12 protein-coding genes are annotated in these 16,157 nt (G+C 65.2%); 7 read left to right on the top strand and 5 right to left on the bottom strand.

Annotated features, from left to right (window positions below; translation table 11 throughout):
- Positions 1–42: 42 nt before the first annotated feature.
- The gene (locus ACO05N_RS16085) at positions 43–1,293 is read right to left on the bottom strand and encodes an MFS transporter (RefSeq protein WP_422058003.1); all 1,251 of its coding nucleotides are present in this window, start codon (positions 1,291–1,293) and stop codon (positions 43–45) included.
- 14 nt (positions 1,294–1,307) lie between these two features.
- The gene (locus ACO05N_RS16080; protein WP_422058002.1) at positions 1,308–2,552 is read right to left on the bottom strand and encodes a class II aldolase/adducin family protein; all 1,245 of its coding nucleotides are present in this window, start codon (positions 2,550–2,552) and stop codon (positions 1,308–1,310) included.
- Between ACO05N_RS16080 and ACO05N_RS16075 the strand changes: the two genes are divergently transcribed.
- From ACO05N_RS16075 to ACO05N_RS16045, 7 genes are all read left to right on the top strand, one after another.
- Positions 2,498–3,277, top strand: a complete 780-nt coding sequence (locus tag ACO05N_RS16075) for a DeoR/GlpR family DNA-binding transcription regulator (protein WP_422058001.1) — start codon at positions 2,498–2,500, stop codon at positions 3,275–3,277. The two genes, ACO05N_RS16080 and ACO05N_RS16075, sit on opposite strands and share 55 nt — an antisense overlap.
- On the top strand, positions 3,277–4,647 hold the full coding sequence (locus ACO05N_RS16070; RefSeq protein ID WP_422058769.1) for a hypothetical protein: 1,371 nt from the start codon (positions 3,277–3,279) through the stop codon (positions 4,645–4,647). The genes ACO05N_RS16075 and ACO05N_RS16070 overlap by 1 nt, the downstream gene beginning before the upstream one ends.
- Positions 4,644–5,921: an FGGY-family carbohydrate kinase gene (locus ACO05N_RS16065; RefSeq protein ID WP_422058000.1), complete on the top strand. Its 1,278-nt coding sequence runs from the start codon at positions 4,644–4,646 to the stop codon at positions 5,919–5,921. Before ACO05N_RS16070 ends, ACO05N_RS16065 begins: the two co-directional genes overlap by 4 nt.
- Entirely contained in the window at positions 5,918–6,757 is an 840-nt protein-coding gene (locus ACO05N_RS16060; RefSeq protein ID WP_422057999.1) for a TIGR01459 family HAD-type hydrolase, read from the top strand. The genes ACO05N_RS16065 and ACO05N_RS16060 overlap by 4 nt, the downstream gene beginning before the upstream one ends.
- Positions 6,758–6,777: 20 nt before the next feature.
- Entirely contained in the window at positions 6,778–7,509 is a 732-nt protein-coding gene (locus ACO05N_RS16055) for an SDR family oxidoreductase (RefSeq protein ID WP_422057998.1), read from the top strand.
- Between the two features lie 66 nt (positions 7,510–7,575).
- On the top strand, positions 7,576–10,665 hold the full coding sequence (locus ACO05N_RS16050) for a TonB-dependent receptor domain-containing protein (protein ID WP_422057997.1): 3,090 nt from the start codon (positions 7,576–7,578) through the stop codon (positions 10,663–10,665).
- Positions 10,666–10,739: 74 nt separating this feature from the next.
- Positions 10,740–12,302 carry an alkaline phosphatase D family protein gene (locus ACO05N_RS16045; protein WP_422057996.1) on the top strand — a complete coding sequence of 521 codons (1,563 nt, stop codon included), beginning with the start codon at positions 10,740–10,742 and terminating at the stop codon, positions 12,300–12,302.
- A gap of 135 nt (positions 12,303–12,437) precedes the next feature.
- Here the strand turns inward: ACO05N_RS16045 and ACO05N_RS16040 are convergent, their stop codons facing one another.
- The 3 genes from ACO05N_RS16040 to ACO05N_RS16030 are packed head-to-tail and all read right to left on the bottom strand — an operon-like array spanning position 12,438 to position 16,110.
- The gene (locus ACO05N_RS16040) at positions 12,438–14,633 is read right to left on the bottom strand and encodes a xanthine dehydrogenase family protein molybdopterin-binding subunit (protein ID WP_422057995.1); all 2,196 of its coding nucleotides are present in this window, start codon (positions 14,631–14,633) and stop codon (positions 12,438–12,440) included.
- Positions 14,630–15,613 (bottom strand): FAD binding domain-containing protein, encoded by a 984-nt coding sequence (locus tag ACO05N_RS16035; RefSeq protein WP_422057994.1) that lies wholly within the window; start codon positions 15,611–15,613, stop codon positions 14,630–14,632. Before ACO05N_RS16035 ends, ACO05N_RS16040 begins: the two co-directional genes overlap by 4 nt.
- Positions 15,610–16,110: a 2Fe-2S iron-sulfur cluster-binding protein gene (locus ACO05N_RS16030; RefSeq protein ID WP_422057993.1), complete on the bottom strand. Its 501-nt coding sequence runs from the start codon at positions 16,108–16,110 to the stop codon at positions 15,610–15,612. The genes ACO05N_RS16035 and ACO05N_RS16030 overlap by 4 nt, the downstream gene beginning before the upstream one ends.
- Between the last annotated feature and the right edge of the window lie 47 nt (positions 16,111–16,157).

The following is a 16,157-nucleotide window of genomic DNA, read 5'->3' as shown; positions in this document are numbered from 1 at the left end:
GATGATATCCTGATGCTGAAGGGTAAGGTGTTAGGGCGAAAATCAGACGGCGACGGGGCGTGCGGGCGGTACCCGTTCTTCACGGACCATCGTCCACAAGATGACGATGGCGATCGGGTGGAGCAGCGCCATCACCAGGAAGATCTGGTGCGCGCCGACACTTCCGATCAGCTGGCCGACGAAATAGTTGAAGACGACCGCCCCCGCCGCGCCGCAGCCACCGGCGATGCCGAGCACGCTGGCGGCATTGGCCACGGGGAAGGATTCGGCGATGACGACGCTGATCGTGAAGAGCCAGCTAAGGGCAGCGACCGCGACCAGGCTGAACACCAGCAATGTGGTGAAGGCATTGGGCAGATAGGGCGTCAGTGCGCACAGTGGCGCAAGCAGCCCGACGACGGACAGCATTCGCTTGCGGCTCAAAAGTGGCTTGCTGCCGCGACGAACCATTCGATCGGACCATGCCGCGGTGGCGATCGCCCCGATATCGGCGGCAAGAAACGGGATCCAACCGACCATGCCGACCTGTTGCAGGGTCAGGCCGGAGTCCTCCTGCAGATAGCCGGGGAGCCAGAACAGGCAAAAATACCAGACCGGATCGCTTACGAAGCGAATGAGGAGAATGCCCCACAGGCTGCGGGTTCGCCAAAGCTGGGGCCAGGTGAATTTTGCGCCATCGTCAACCCTGACGACCGATGCCTCGACGTCGTTGCGGACCGATTCCGGCGGATCGCGATAGACGAGGAACCACGCAAGCGCGATCAGCAGCCCGACCGCTCCCGCGATGAAGAACACGTTGCGCCAGCCATAGGAGATGGCGACCCACGCAATCAGCGGCGGGGCAATGATGGCGCCGATCGATCCACCCGCGACGCAAAGGCTGTTGGCCGTGGCGCGCAGACGACCGGGAAACCAGATCGCGACGACCTTGAGCTGTGCGGGATAGTTGGTTGGCTCGGCAGCGCCGAGCATCGCGCGCGACAGTCCGAACATGCCGATCGTGCGCGACAGTCCGCCGCCGATGCACGCAAGCGACCAGCCGATGATGCCGATGCCCATGACGGTGCGCGGCCCGAAGCGGTCGACGAGCCAGCCGCCGATCGGATACATCACGGCATAGCTGACGGTGAAGAGGTTGATCAGCAGCGCGTAGCCGCTGTCATCCAGTGCGTATTCGGTTTTGAGCACGGGCTTGAGGATCGCGACGATCTGGCGGTCGAGATAGTTGAAGACCAGCGCCACGAAGATGACGGCGACGATCAGCCAGCGGCGGCGTTCCGGGATAAGGGTCATGCTGTACTGCTCCGTCAGACTGCGCAGGTCGGCGTCGCGACTGCCGGGGTCGCCATTGCCTGGCGATAGCGTTCCGCGTCCCAGTCGATCAGCGCATCGATATCCGCTGTAGCGAGGGGGGCGAGGGGCGTGCCGGGCGCCAGGCGCGCTGCCACGTCGCCCAGGCAGCGCAGCATCTCTTCGCTGCCGCGCAGGGCATCGTCGGCGATCAGCACGGCGTTGTCTCGAACGATGATCCAGCGAACGGCAGGGTGCCCGCCCCGCTGCGCCCGCGAAAGAGCCGGCGCGATCTCGTCATATGCCCCGACGACCAGCGGCGCCGCGCCGAGAAAGACGACGTGATCGGGATAGAGCGGTCCCGCGAGCGCGACGGCAAGACTCGCCGGATCGATCGCGAGCGCCGCCACGCGCAGATCGGTTACCGCGCGATATCCCGGCACCGATACGTTGTGCGGCTTCGCAGATGGCTGAACGACGGCACGCGGTGCGATTTCGAGTCGCGACACGACCTCGCGCAACAGGGCCTCAGCCATGTCGACATCGTCGGCGCCGATCACGATCCCGTGGTTGGCGAGCACGAAGATCTCTGCCTTCGTCGCGACATAAGCGTCCCGCACCGCCGCCGCGAGCTCCAGGCCGGGCTTTCGATACGGGACCAGCGCCCAGGAAAGGCCGGACAGCAGCTGCGTCAGAATGGCCGGGGCGTCCGAACGTACCGCATGTGCGATCGCGTCGACGCTATGCACATGCACGACGACTCGGTGCGGCAGCGCGGCGTGAAGCGATGTCTCGATCGACGGGCGCAACGCAGTGCGATGGCCGTCCTTCACCCGGGGTGGGTCCGCCAGCGGGAGCGCCACGGGCACCAGGATATCCTGCCTGTCGGCGTCCGCTAGCCAGGTTCCAGACGCCTTGATCCAGAGCGTATCGTCGATCTTGAGCGAAACATTGCCCCCGGCGCCCTGCACGAGCGTCGGGTCACGTCCCCAGATTGCCGAACGTGCGCGCAGGATGGCGAGACCATCATCCATCGGTATCGATCCTCTCCTGCGGTGCGTGGTCTGTCCGCAACGTGCGCCGACCGGATCGCATAGCTGCCATATATGACGTATTTGCGTCAATCTATGATCGAAGAAAATCATTTTTAGATTGAATTGCGTCATAATGTGGCGTAGTTCGATCACAACAAGCAGGGGAGGGGCGGTTGAGCGATTCGGATCGACATCACAGGATCCTTGAGCTTCTACGGGCGTCGCCATTCGCGTCGGCCCGCGACCTCGCCGAAAGCCTGCAAGTGTCCGTCGCGACGGTGCGGCGGGACATCGACAAGCTGGATGAGCAGGGCCTTGCGCGCAAAGTATATGGCGGAATCTCCGCCATCGACGGAGCGACTGCGCATGGCGTGTTTGCGCGCACTTATGCCGAGCGGAGCGCCGTCGACGTCACGATAAAGGATGCCATCGCGGCCGAAGCCGCGACCATGGTCCAGGATGGGGATGCCGTCATCGTCCATGGCGGGTCGACCTGTTTCAGGCTGGGCGAGCGCCTTGCCCGACGCAATATCCGCCTGTTCACGAATTCGATGCCGCTTGCCGCCGTCATCGGAGAGACGGGCACGTGCGCATTGACCGTGGCCGGTGGCGAGTTGCACCGCGAGCCGCTGATCCTGCACGGCGCTGGCAGCGCAGAGCCGTTCTTCGCCTCCAAATTCTTCCTGAGCGCGCAGGGTGCCGATGAGCGCGGACTGCTCGAATCGCATCCGTTGCTGGTCGATGTGGCCACGCGTTATGCAGCCTGCGCTGATCGCATCGTCGCGCTCGTCGCAAGCTCGAAATTCGTCGTCGGTGCGCGTCAGGTTTCGCTGCCGTGGAGCCGGATCGATACGATCATCGTCGATGACGGCCTTTCACCGGACCATCGTGCGATGCTCGAGGATATGGGCGTTGAGCTGAGGATCGTGCCGACCGGTACGGGCGCGGCGTGATGATTGCCGTTCTCGACTTCGGCAAGACCAACACCAAGCTGCTCGTGTTCGCGGCCGACGGTCAGGTCCGTCATAGTGCGCGCACGCGTCCGGTCTGGCGCATGATCGACGGCGTCTCGGTCCTCGACGACGCCGCGCTTGCGCAGTGGGCGCATGCGGCGCTGGAAGAAGCCGACGCTGCCTGCGCCGGTGAGATGATGGGCGTGATGGTCGCGGCGCATGGGTGTACGTTCGCGCTGACGGACGCCGATGGCCTCGCTCGGCCGATCCTCGACTATGAGCAGGAACTTCCCGGACCATTTGCCGACGCGGTGCATGCCGGCCTGCCTCCCTATTCCGAAACCTTCGCGCCGCCGCGGCCGCAGGGATTCAATTACGGACGGCATCTGTTGTGGCTTCAGCATCTTGAGCCAGACGTTCTGGCGCGAACCGGCGCGATCCTCGGCTACCCGCAATATTGGAGCTGGCGGCTGGGCGGGCGACCGGCTGCCGAATACAGCTATATGGGATGCCACTCGCACATCTGGGCACCGGCGCGACGCGACTTCGCATCGGTCGTGGCCGAGCAGGGCTGGCGGGAGAAAATGCCGGACTTCGCGCCCGCCGGGGCGGTCATCGGGGAGCTGAAGCTCGCCGATCGGGCGATTGCGGTGCACAATGGCGTGCACGACAGCAACGCGGCGCTTCATGCCTATCGCAGCGTGTCGGACGCGCCGTTCACGCTCGTTTCGACCGGCACCTGGGTCATCATCTTCAACCCGGACTGCCCCCTCGACGCCCTCGACGCGCGGTTCGACCATTATTGCAATGTCGATGTGAACGGCGATCCGGTGCCGACGATCGGGTTCATGGGCGGGCGCGAGTTCGATGTGATCGCTGGCGATGCCGTCCCAGCCGTGGATCGTGCCAGCATTCAGCGCGTGATCGACCAACGCATCATGGTGCCGCCCGCCTTCGCTGCGGCCGGGCCGTTCGGGCATGTTCCGGCCCCTGCGTTGCCGCCGATGCGCGATGCCGCCGAGCGGGCAGCGGTTGCCATGCTCTACGTCGCGCTGATGACCGACTTCTGCCTCGATTCGATCCGGTCCGACACCGATCTCGTCCTTGACGGCGGGCTTGCCAGTGGGGGCGTGCTGGCGGAATTGCTGGCGCAGCTGCGGCCGCGACAGGTGGTGAAGCAAGCGGAGATGAACGAAGGGACGGCGGCTGGCGCCGCATCGCTGGCCTTTGCCGCGCACGGCGTCCGGCTGGAACTTCCGCGACCTGCGCCGGTCGTCCCGAGCAACTTTGTCGGTCTGGACGAATATCGGCGTCAGTGGCGCGCCAACTTGCCGTCGATCGACGGTACGATCGCGCGGTCCGCGGCATGAGCCACCCACTGGTCCTGGGAATCGATGTCGGGACATCGGGTGTCCGTTGCGTAGCGATGGATGTCGCGGGCCGCGACATTGCTTCGGCTGCCCGACGCTTTGCCGACCATGATGTCGATCCGCGCGATCCGCTGGGCTGGGCCGCGCTGGTCGACAGGACGGTGGGGGACGTGCTGTCCCACATCGACCGGGACGCCGTGATCGGTATCGCGATCGACGGAACATCCGGTAGCGTGCTGGCCATCGATGCCCGTGGCGAGCCGCTGGGCCTGCCGCTGATGTACAATGACGCGGTCGAAGACGTTTCGATCGTGCGGCGCATCGCGGCGATCGCTCCGAGCGATTGCGCCGCGCATGGGCCGACTTCAGGCCTGGCCAAGGCGCTTGTCCTCCAAACGACCAACGGCGTGGCGCGCCTGCTGCACCAGGCCGACTGGCTGGCCGCACGCCTGTCCGGCGAGTGGGATATCGGTGACGAGAACAACGCGCTCAAGACCGGATATGACTGCATCGCCGGGTGCTGGGGCGGGTGGATCGGCGATTCCGGGCTGCGTGACGGATTGTTGCCGCGCATCGTGCCGGCAGGGACACCGATCGCGCCGATCCTGCCGAAGGTCGCCGACCGCTTCGGGTTGAGCAGGCACGTGATGATCGTCGCGGGCACGACCGATGGCTGCGCCTCGTTCCTCGCGACTGGCGCCTGCGAAATCGGCGATGGCGTCACTGCGCTCGGTTCGTCGCTCACGCTCAAGGTTCTGGCGGACCGCCCGATCAGCTCGCCCGAACACGGGATCTACAGTCACCGCATCTGTGGCGGCTGGCTCGCGGGCGGCGCATCCAACACCGGTGGCCGGGTCCTGGCGGCCTATTTCGACCGCGATCGCCTGGCCGAGCTGTCCGAGCATATCGATCCCGACCGCGCGGCGCAGTTCGATTATTATCCGCTGCTCGCAGTGGGCGAGCGGTTTCCGTTTGCCGATCCCGGGCTGTCGCCCCGCCTGTCGCCGCGTCCTGTCAATGAGGCCGATTTCCTTCATGAATTGCTCGCCGGGATCGCCGCGATCGAGGCGGAGGGCTATTCGCGCCTGACGCAGCTTGGTGCGCCTTCATTGCGCTCGGTTCGCAGCGTGGGTGGCGGCGCGGCCAATCCGAACTGGACGCTGATGCGCCAGCGCCTGTTGGGTGCGCCGTTCCTCCCCGCCCAGTCGGTCGAGGCAGCGAGTGGCGCAGCGCGGCTCGCGCTCCAGGGCGTCAGCGCGGGAGTGGCGGCATGACCACGCTTTCCGCGCCGACAATCCTTTCGGGCTTGTCGGATTTGGCCGCATGTTATGACGCCTTCTTCATCGACCAGTTCGGCGTTCTGCATGACGGCAGCGCAGCCTATCCCGGGGCGGTCGCAACGCTGGCGGCGCTCGCCGATCACGGAAAGCAGGTCGTACTGCTGTCGAACTCGGGCAAGCGGTCGGCCAGTAATATCGCGCGGCTCGAACGGCTTGGCTTTGACGCCCGGCTCTATTCCGGGATCGTCACTTCCGGGGAGGTCGGCCGGTCGGTACTTGGCGCGCTGCCGGCGGGCCAGCGCTGCCTGCTGCTCACGCGCGACGGCGACCGCATGGCGATCGACGGGTTGCCGCTCGAGCTGGTTGATGACGCCGCAGACTGCGATGTGGTCCTGATCGCCGGGAGCGAGGGGGATCGCATGACGCTCGACACGTATCGCGCGTTGCTCGCCCCCGCGGCGCGACGCGGCGTTCCGGCCTATTGCACCAACCCCGATTTCCAGATGCTAACGCCCGTAGGATTGCGGTTTGGCGCCGGCGCGATTGCGGCGAGCTATTTGGAACTGGGCGGCCCTGTCACCTGGATCGGCAAGCCGTATCCGGCCATCTACACCGCAGCGCGCGACCGCGTTGCCGGTACGCCAGACGCGCGCATTCTGTGCGTCGGTGACAGCATCGACCACGACATCGGCGGCGCGGCCCAGGCGGGGCTTGCGAGCTGCCTCGTTCGGACCGGCATCATCGCCGACGCCACCGATGCCGAGCTCGACGCGCAGTTCGCGCGCCATGGCACGGCGCCCGATTTCATTCTGCCCAAGCTGCGGTGGTGACCATGCCCCAGGAGACGACTATGCAATCCAAATCGCTTGATGGCGCGATCGCCGCAATCACCGGAGGCGCATCCGGCATCGGTCTCGAGACGGCGCGCGCGCTGATTGCGGCCGGAGCGGTGGTGCATCTGCTCGATCGCGACCAGGCTGCGCTGGACGCCGCAGTGGCCGAGTTGGGGTCGCAGTGCCGGTCCGTCGTGCTCGACCTGTTCGATTATCCCGCCGTCCAACAGGCGATCGATGCGATCGTCGCAGCGCACGGGCGGATCGACATCTTGCACGCCAATGCCGGAAGCTATGTCGGCGGGAAGGTATGGGAGGGCGATGCGGACCGGTGGGACGCGATGTTGAACCTCAACATCAACGCCACCTTCCAGTCGGTCCGTGCGGTCCTGCCCGCGATGATGCGGCAGGGCAGCGGTGATGTCATCGTCACCAGCTCGATCGCCGGGGCCATCCCGATCGTGGCAGAGCCGGTCTACACCGCGTCGAAGCACGCTGTTCAGGCATTCGTCCACACCGTCCGCCGCCAGGTTGCGCCGCACGGCGTCCGCGTCGCTGCCGTGCTGCCGGGCCCGGTGCACACGCCGCTGCTCAAGGACTGGGACCCCCAGCGGCTGAAGGATGAAATCGCCGCCGGAGCCCTTATGGAGCCCGCCGACGTCGCCGACGCCATCCTGTTCATGGTCACCCGGCGGGCGGGCGTGATCGTGCGCGATCTCGTCATCCTCCCGCATGCATTCGACGTGTGACGCTCCGGCGTCGTCTTTTCCGACCGATTCACATCCGATCAAGCCAGCCTTTTTGAGGGGGTAAGCATGAAGTTTCGATATTTGAGCGGCAGCGCTGCTGCTGCCGTCGCCGTCTTGCTCGCGCCTGCGGCAGTGGCGCAGTCTCAGTCGTCCACCACGGTGGGCGGTGCCCAAACGCCTGCTGCGGCGTCGCAGCCCGACGCCGATGAGGGGAGTCTGTCGGGCCAGATCCAGAACGCGAACACCGGCGAATTTCTGCGCAACGCGATCATCGAGGTGACCGACGCTGGCGGCAAGCGGCGCACGGCGACCTCGGGCGAAGGCGGGACCTTCGACGTCCGTGGCCTTTCTGTGGGTCCAGCAACCGTCCGGATCATTTTCACCGGCTACACGACGCTGGAGCAGACGGTTCAGATCGCCGCCGCTAGCGCCACCGAGCTCAGCCTCGACATGCAGCCGACCGGTCCGCAGAGCTCGGCCGGTGAGGAAGTCGTCATTGTCGGGAGCGTGCGCGAAGGCGATGCCCGCGCGATCATGAACCAGCGCCAGTCGATGGACATCAAGAATGTCCTCTCAGCGGAAAGCTATGGCGATATCGACGACGGCAACCCTGCCGAGTTCCTCAAGTTCATGCCGGGCGTGGACACCGATGGGTCGAATGGCACGGCGGTCAACGCGTTCCTGCGCGGCATGCCCGCGGATTATACGCAGGTGACGCTCAACGGTGCTGGGCTTGCCACCGCTGACGCCAACACCGGGGCGGGTTCGGCGCGCGTCTTCAGCTTTGAGTCGATGTCGCTGGCCGGGATCGACTCGATCGAAATTTCGAAGACGACCAGCGCGGATGTCGACGCGAATGCGCCGGCGGGGACGATCAACATCCGCACCAAGCGCGCCTTTGATCGGCGCAAGCGCTTGCTTCAGGTGCGGGTCAGCGGCGCGACGCATGCCGACCTGTTCGACAGCCGCACGCGGACCGGTCCGGACGAGGGCGGTTTCGGCGGTGCCCGCTTCCTGCCGAATGCCGACATTCTGTATTCGGAAAGCCTGTTCGGCCGGCGTCTCGGCGTGCTCGCCAGCTTCGGCTACACCGACACCTATATCGAGCGCGAGGAAATCACGGCGAGCCGCAATTATGTGCCGACCGCGCGCAGCGCCGACCCGCTGGCGATCACGTCGCTCGCCCTGCAGACGCAGGCGCGCGAAACGTCTCGCATGGCCGCGACGCTGAACCTCGATTTTCGCGCGACCGACCGGTTGATCCTGTCGCTTGCGACGAACTTCAATCGGGGCACGGTGTACCAGCAGGAGCTCACCCCCACGCTGACCACCGGCGCGCGTACCGCGGGTGTGACAGGCGACGCGGCGCTCGACTTCACCACCAACCAGTCGGCGAACACGCGCACGCTCGCAGTGGCCGGTACGGTGCAATACAAGATCAACAAGACCTTCGCGATCACGCCGGGCTTCGAGTGGGAGCACGATGGACTGCGCATCGATGGCTTTGCGTCCTATTCCCGGGCGACGAGCCGCTATGACAGCCCGGCCAAGGGGCAGGTCACGTCGCTGACCAGCGCGATCGGGTCGACCGGCAATTTCTCGGCCAGCCGTGGCGACATCCTCGATGCGGACTGGACGGTGTCCCAGACCAGCGGTCCCGATTGGGGCGATGCTGCGTCCTTTACCCTGACCGGTCGACCGACGTTGCGGACGACCAACGGTGCAACATCCGAAGTTTCGCTCAGATCCGGCGCGATGAACGCGACCTACGATACCGAAGTTGCCGGGGTGCCGGTGGTCTTCAAGACCGGGTTCAAGGTGCAGGATGCCGAATATGCGTTCGACAACCGCTCGGCTGCGAACCAGTACACCTATGTCGGCGCACTGACGAACGCCGAGTTTCTGACCGCGATCCGCAGCAACAACCAGCTCTCCTATTCTGACGCAGGCGCCAGCATCCGGTCGCTGTCCGGCAATTCGGATATCTATCTGCCCAGCATGGGCCGGGTGTATGACCTGTTCTCGCAGAATCCCCAGGACTGGCAGCGCAGCTTTACCGCCGCGAACTGGTACAGCGCGAATGTCGAAAACAATGCCCGGTATCGCGAGACGACCGCCGCGCTCTTCGGCATGGCGACCGCGACGCCGTTTGAGCAGCTTCGGTTGCGTGCAGGCTTGCGGTGGGAGCAGACCCGGACCCGATCGCGTGCATTTGATCCGTTGTCGGCCGCTGAGGTTCAGGCCGCGGGCTATGCGGTCTCAGCCAGCACGGGTCGCGCGACCACGATCGAAGGACTGGAATATCAGTATCTGACCAACCCGAGGGTCGATCGGAAGGGGCGTTACGACTTCTTCTTCCCGAGCGCGTCGGCCAAATATCTGTTCGGTCGCAGCACGGAACTGCAGCTTGGCTATAGCCGTACGATTTTGCGGCCGCCGGTCAGCGTCCTGGCCGGTGCATGGACGATCGACGCAGTCGACAACATCGTCCGCGCACCCAATCCCAGCCTCGAACCGGCGATTTCCGACAATCTCTCGGTACGTCTGGCGCGCTATTTCGAGCCAGTCGGGATCGTGGCGATCAACTTCTACCAGAACAAGGTGAAGGGTCTGTTCCAGGAGCAGGAACTGACGGCGGAAGAGTTCGGCTATACCGGCACTGAATATGCGAACTACACCTTCGTTACCACGACGACGGTGAGCGGCGATGCGGTGAACATTCGCGGCATTGAGGTCGAGTTCAACCACGCGCTCACCTACCTGCCCGCACCGCTCGACGGGCTGTCGGTTCGCGGATCGTACATGTACAACCACCCGGAGGTGCCGATCGTGCGCGTCGCGGATCAGGTCGCGTCCTTCTCGATCACGTACAGCAAGGGGCCGGTGAAACTGTTCCTCAACAGTGTCTGGACGGGGGACAAATACCGCAGCACCACGCCGACCTGGTTCGAGGAGCGGATCGATATGAACCTGTCGGGCAGCTATGCCTTCGCGAAGCGCTGGGAAGCATTCTTCTCGCTGCGCAACCTGCTCAACGAGCCGATCAACGTGATCGTGCCGGGCAGCCTCGCCACGACCGGCACGGTGGGCAACCATAGTGCGATCTACATCCACAATGGTCGCAGCGGGACATTCGGCGTGCGCGCGCGCTTCTGACGCGCCGCAACCGTGACGACCATCGACCCAGCTGCCCCGGGGCAACGCCCCGCCTGCGCCAAGGATATGTAACCATGCATTTCGACCGTCGCTCCCTGATTCAGACCGCCAGCGGGTTGGTTCTGCTGGCCGGCTTTGCGCCGCAAGGCCTGCTGGCTGCGCCGCTCGAAGGCGATCCGTTCACGCTGGGCGTGGCATCGGGTGACCCCTGGCCCGACGGGTTCGTGCTGTGGACACGCCTGGCGCCAAAGCCGATGGATCCCGGCGGCGGCATGCCGATGAAGGCCGTGGCGGTCAGCTGGGAGGTCGCCGAAGACGAGCGCTTCGCCAGGATCGCGCAATCGGGTGAAGCCCATGCGCGGCCGGAACTCGCCCATAGCGTTCATGTCGAGGTGGCTGGGCTGAAACCGGGCCGGCGCTATTGGTATCGCTTTCGCGTCGGGACCGCGACGAGCCAGATCGGCACCGTACGGACCGCACCCGCGGCCGGGGCGTCGGTCGACCGTGTGCGGATCGCGGTTGCCGGCTGCCAGCATTGGGAGGGCGGCTATTATACCGCCCTCCAGCATCTGGCACAGGAACCCGAGCTCGACGCGGTGTTTCATTATGGGGACTATATCTACGAACATTGGGCGCAGCGCGTCTGTCCGAAGACTGACGGCAAGCCGGTGTGCGTGCGCGAGCATGTCGGCGATGAAACCTATTCGATCGACGATTATCGCCGCCGGTACGCCCAGTACAAGTCCGACCCGGATTTGCAGGCCGCGCATCGCTCGGTCGCGTTCCTGCCCACGTTCGACGACCATGAGGTCGACAATAACTGGGTCGGCTTCTTCGACGAGACCGGCACGCCGCGCACCGTGTTCCTGCTGCGCCGCTTCGCCGCGATGCAGGCATGGTACGAGCATATGCCGGTGCGCCGATCGCAATTCCCGCGCGCGCGGGACATGCTTGCCTATCGGCGACTGGATTACGGCAACCTGCTTCGGATCCACGTACTCGACACCCGCAGCAATCGCAGCGACCAGGTCTGCGAAGACGGCAAGCGCAAGCCGTGCCCGCCGGCCGCGCACAACGGCGCCACGGTGCTTGGCGAAGACCAGGAAAAATGGTTGGATCAGGGGCTCGGCGGCAATGCGCACTGGAATCTGCTGGCGCAACAGATTCTGGTCATGCCGTTCGACCGACGCAAGGCCGACGAGAATGACCCGAACCTCGCAACTGATACGTGGGACGGCTATCGTCCAGCACGGGCACGGCTGGTCGACAGCATTCGTCGGCAGCGGCTGTCGAACGTCGTGATCGCGTCCGGCGACTATCACAAGCACTTTGCCGGCACAGTCCCGCTGCGCGAGGACGCGCTCGACGGCGAGATGGTGGCGACCGAGTTCCTCGCGACGTCCATCTCCACGAACGGCGACGGCAAGCCGATACCGGGCCACGATACGCTGATGCGCAACAATCCGCACGTCGCGCTGTTCGAGGATCAGCGCGGATATCAGGTCTTCGATATCACGAAGGAGCGCTGGCTCACGCAAGTCAAGGGCGTGGACACGGTCAGCCGGCGCGGCGGCGCGCTTTCGACCATCGCCACATTTGCGGTCACACCCGATCGGGCGCAATTGCATAAGGCCTGAGGACGGCGGCGCTCTATCCTGGTCGTCTCTGCCGCTTGCAGCCAACGCAACCGCGGCTGGGGGTGAGCGGCCTCGCGCCGATGCACAGGCTCAAGCTGCGATCCGGCTCCCGGATCCAGGACTCGGGGGCCGGTTTCAGCCCGGTGGTATTGCCGCCAGAACGCGGTCCGGCGTCATCGGAAAGTCGCGGATCCGCGCGCCGCACGCATTGTAGATCGCGTTGGCGATCGCGCCGGCACCTCCGCACATTCCAAGTTCGCCGATCCCCTTTGCCTGGATCAGGCTCGCCGCCGGATCGCGCTCCTCGACCAGGATCACGTCCATGTGCGGCACGTCGCGATGGACCGGCACATGATATTCGGCAAGGTCGCAGTTGACGACATGGCCGTCGACCGGGTCGAACTCGAGCGCTTCGGTCAGCGCGGTGCCGATGCACCACACCATCCCGCCGATACATTGCGAGCGCGCGGTCTTGGCGTTCAGGACGCGGCCGAACCCGAATGCTCCGGTCATGCGCCGTACGCGCGTTTCGCCGGTCCAGTGGTTCACCGCAACTTCGGCGAAAAAGGCACCATAGCCAGAGGATACGAACGCTCCCTCGACGTCCCCCGGCTCGAAATGGCCAAGTACCGAGATCGCGTTGCCGTCTATCACCTCCGCCAGAGCTTGCTCTTTTCCGGACAGCGTCGCGTACCCGTCCTTCAGCACGAGCTTCTCCGCGCGGGTGCCGAGGCGTTTGGCGAGCGCCTCCCGGATGCCTTCACAGGCGAGCGATACGGCCGAACCGATCGATGCGGCGCCCCAGCTGCCGCCCGATCCGGGACCGCGCGGAAATCGCGTGTCGCCCAGCCGGACGTCGACGCTGGCAGGATCGATCCCGAGCATTTCGGAAGCGATCTGGCGCAGGATCGCATAGGTACCGGTGCCGATATCGGTCATGTCGGATTCCACGACAGCCGTGGCGTCGCTACGCAGCGTCACACGCGCCTTTGCCTCGCCGACATTGTGGACCCGCGCCGCGCTGGCGACCCCTGACCCGATCCACCATTCACCCTCGCGCCGCGACCGCGGTTTGCGCGGCCCTTTCTCCCAGCCGAACGCCTCTGCCCCCTGTTCGAGACATTCGGCAAGCTTGCGCGAGCCGAAGGGCAGCCCGGACACCGGATGAGTCCGGGGGAGGTTGCGCAGGCGCAGTTCGACCGGATCCATCGCCAGCTTGTCCGCCAGTTCGTCGAGCGCAGCTTCGAGCGTCGGCATGCCGACGGCTTCCCCTGGCGCCCGAGCCGATCCCGCAGTCATGCGATGGACCCGAGCGAGATTGACGGCCATCGTGCGGTGCTTCCCCGCATAGAGGAAAGCGGTGGACTGGGTCACCGGCTCGGCGAATGTTTCGCCGGGCAGGTTGGACACGATCGCCTCATGGCCGATCCCGCTGATGGTGCCATCGGCCGTCGCTGCCAGACGCAGGCGCTGCCGGGTTTCCGAACGCCGCATGATCGTCTGGAACACCTGCTGTCGGCTCATCACCACGCGGACCGGCCTCCCCAGCTGCATCGCGGCAAGCGACGCCGCGACCACATCCTGGCTGATGCCAAGCTTGGAGCCGAACCCGCCGCCGACATAAGGCGACAGCAACCGCACCTGAGATTCGCGCAGGCTGAGCGCGTCGGCGAGCTCGCTGATATTGTAGTTGAGCATTTGAAGGCTGGCGCGAACGGTCAGGAGCGTTCCGTCCCAATCGGCGATGGCGGCGTGCGGCTCCATCGCGGCGCTGGCGTGGCCCTTTGTCGAGTAGGTGACGTCCACTGCCGCGTCGGCTTCATCCATTGCCTTTGCCAGATCGCCTTGCTGCGTCGCGTCTGCATCGCCCTCGGGAACGACGGTCGCGGGATCGACTGCGGCCGCTTCGCTACGGTAGCGGACCACGAGCGCTTTGGCCGCGTCGCGCGCATTCTCGAGGGTGTCGGCCACCACTAGCGCGACCGGCTGTCCCCAATATTCGACGGTATCGATCGTGTGGGTCGGTGCCTCGCCCGCTGTGCCTTGCGCGGCGCGGGCAATCATCCGCCTGTCGCTGATGACGGCTGCGATACCCGGCATCTTGAGGACCGCTGCATCGTCGATGGCCTCCACCTTGCCCTTGACGATGGTCGCTCCGACCAGCACGCCTTCAAGCATGTCGTCGAGCCGGTATTCCGCAGCATAGGTTGCCGTACCGCTGACCTTGAGAGGCCCCTCGGGTCGGTCGAGCGCTTGGCCGATGGTACCCTGCGCCATCGTATCGAGCAGGTTGCGCGCGTCGGGCTCGTCCTGCCTGCGGTGAATGGTCATGCGCTGATCCCCGTCGCGTCGCATAGCGTTGCGATCAGTGACCGCCGAACCAGCGAAATCTTGAAGTCATTCTCGCCATAGCCTTGTGCGTCATCCAGCAGGATGTCGGCAGCACGATCGAACACGGCGAGGCTCGGCTGTTCACCGACCAGCAGGTCGCTCAGGCGATCGTCGGTCCACGGCTTGTGCGCAATGCTGCCAAAAGCGAGGTCCGCGCGGGTGATCCGCCCGCCTTCCATCGCCACGATCGCCGCAACCGAGCACAGCGCGAACGCGTAGGACGCGCGCTCGCGCACCTTGCGGTAGAGTTGCTTGCCGCCGACGGGCCGGAGCAGGCGCACGCCGGTGATGAGGTCGCCGGCCTCGAGCACGTTGTCCAGTTCGGGTTGGTCCCCCGGAAGGCGGTGAAATGCGCGCGCAGCAACGGAATGGGCGGTACCGTCTGCGCGGAGGATGTCGATTTTCGCATCCAGTACCGCCAGCGCCACGGCCATGTCACCGGGGTAGGTCGCGATGCAATGCTTGCTCGCGCCAAGGATCGCGTGGATGCGCGAAACGCCGGCGATCGCGCCGCAACCGGATCCGGGCGCACGCTTGTTGCAGGGTTGATCGATATTGGTGAAATAGGGGCAGCGGGTGCGCTGGCAGAGATTGCCACCGACGCTGGCTTTGTTGCGCAACTGCTGGGTCGCGCCTGCAAGGATTGCGCGGGCAAGAACCGGATAGTCGCGGCGGATGCGCGGATGCACCGCGAGATCGGTGTTGGACACCATCGCGCCGATGCGCAGTCCGCCATCGGTGTCGGCGATCTGTGCTAGGTCCAGTTTCGTGACATCGACCAGTCGGTCAGGGGGTTCGACCTGCAACTTCATCAGGTCGATCAGGTTCGTGCCGCCGGCGATGGCCAGCGTGCCTGCCTCTGCCATTGCGGACGCAGCTTCGACCGCAGTGGCGGCGCGACGATATTCGAACGGCTTCATGCCGGTGTGTCCGCGACGGTGCGAATGGCGTCGATGATATTGGGATAGGCGCCACATCGACACAGATTGCCGCTCATCCGCTCACGCAGTTCGTCCTCCGACAGGGAAGGGGGGCTCGCCAGGTCATCGGTCGCGTCGCTGGGCCAGCCATCGGCAATCTCCTGCAGCATCGCGGTGGCCGAGCAAATCTGACCCGGCGTGCAATATCCGCATTGAAAGCCGTCATGCGCGACGAATGCGCGCTGCAGTGGCGATGGTTCGGCCGTCGTCCCGATGCCTTCGATCGTGGTGACGGTATCGCCATCGTGCATCACGGCCAGCGCCAGACAGCTGTTGATGCGACGGCCGTTGAGCAGAACCGTGCAGGCCCCGCATTGGCCATGATCGCAGCCTTTCTTCGAGCCTGGCAGCGCTGCGTGATCCCGGATGAAATCGAGCAGCGATACCCGCGGGTCTACCGGTGGATCGTAGCAGGTACCGTTGATGGTGATGGCCATGAAGGCTCCTTCCGAGCATCCAAATTGCCGAAGCGCTCGTTGGTTTC

This window comes from Sphingomonas sp. (assembly GCF_965227385.1).
GTDB lineage: Bacteria > Pseudomonadota > Alphaproteobacteria > Sphingomonadales > Sphingomonadaceae > Sphingomonas.
The sequence above is the reverse complement of the archived record's forward strand: the minus strand, read 5'-3'. Positions and strand labels throughout refer to the sequence as shown.

Excerpts from the sequence above, each read along its gene's own strand:
- ACO05N_RS16030 (WP_422057993.1), bottom strand. The coding sequence starts at position 16,110 with ATGGCCATCACCATCAACGGTACCTGCTACGATCCACCGGTAGACCCG.
- ACO05N_RS16040 (WP_422057995.1), bottom strand. The coding sequence starts at position 14,633 with ATGACCATTCACCGCAGGCAGGACGAGCCCGACGCGCGCAACCTGCTC.
- ACO05N_RS16055 (WP_422057998.1), top strand. The coding sequence starts at position 6,778 with ATGCAATCCAAATCGCTTGATGGCGCGATCGCCGCAATCACCGGAGGC.
- ACO05N_RS16065 (WP_422058000.1), top strand. The coding sequence starts at position 4,644 with ATGAGCCACCCACTGGTCCTGGGAATCGATGTCGGGACATCGGGTGTC.
- ACO05N_RS16080 (WP_422058002.1), bottom strand. The coding sequence starts at position 2,552 with ATGGCGACGCCCGTAGAAGCTCAAGGATCCTGTGATGTCGATCCGAAT.
- ACO05N_RS16045 (WP_422057996.1), top strand. The coding sequence starts at position 10,740 with ATGCATTTCGACCGTCGCTCCCTGATTCAGACCGCCAGCGGGTTGGTT.
- ACO05N_RS16070 (WP_422058769.1), top strand. The coding sequence starts at position 3,277 with ATGATTGCCGTTCTCGACTTCGGCAAGACCAACACCAAGCTGCTCGTG.
- ACO05N_RS16050 (WP_422057997.1), top strand. The coding sequence starts at position 7,576 with ATGAAGTTTCGATATTTGAGCGGCAGCGCTGCTGCTGCCGTCGCCGTC.
- ACO05N_RS16085 (WP_422058003.1), bottom strand. The coding sequence starts at position 1,293 with ATGACCCTTATCCCGGAACGCCGCCGCTGGCTGATCGTCGCCGTCATC.
- ACO05N_RS16060 (WP_422057999.1), top strand. The coding sequence starts at position 5,918 with ATGACCACGCTTTCCGCGCCGACAATCCTTTCGGGCTTGTCGGATTTG.
- ACO05N_RS16035 (WP_422057994.1), bottom strand. The coding sequence starts at position 15,613 with ATGAAGCCGTTCGAATATCGTCGCGCCGCCACTGCGGTCGAAGCTGCG.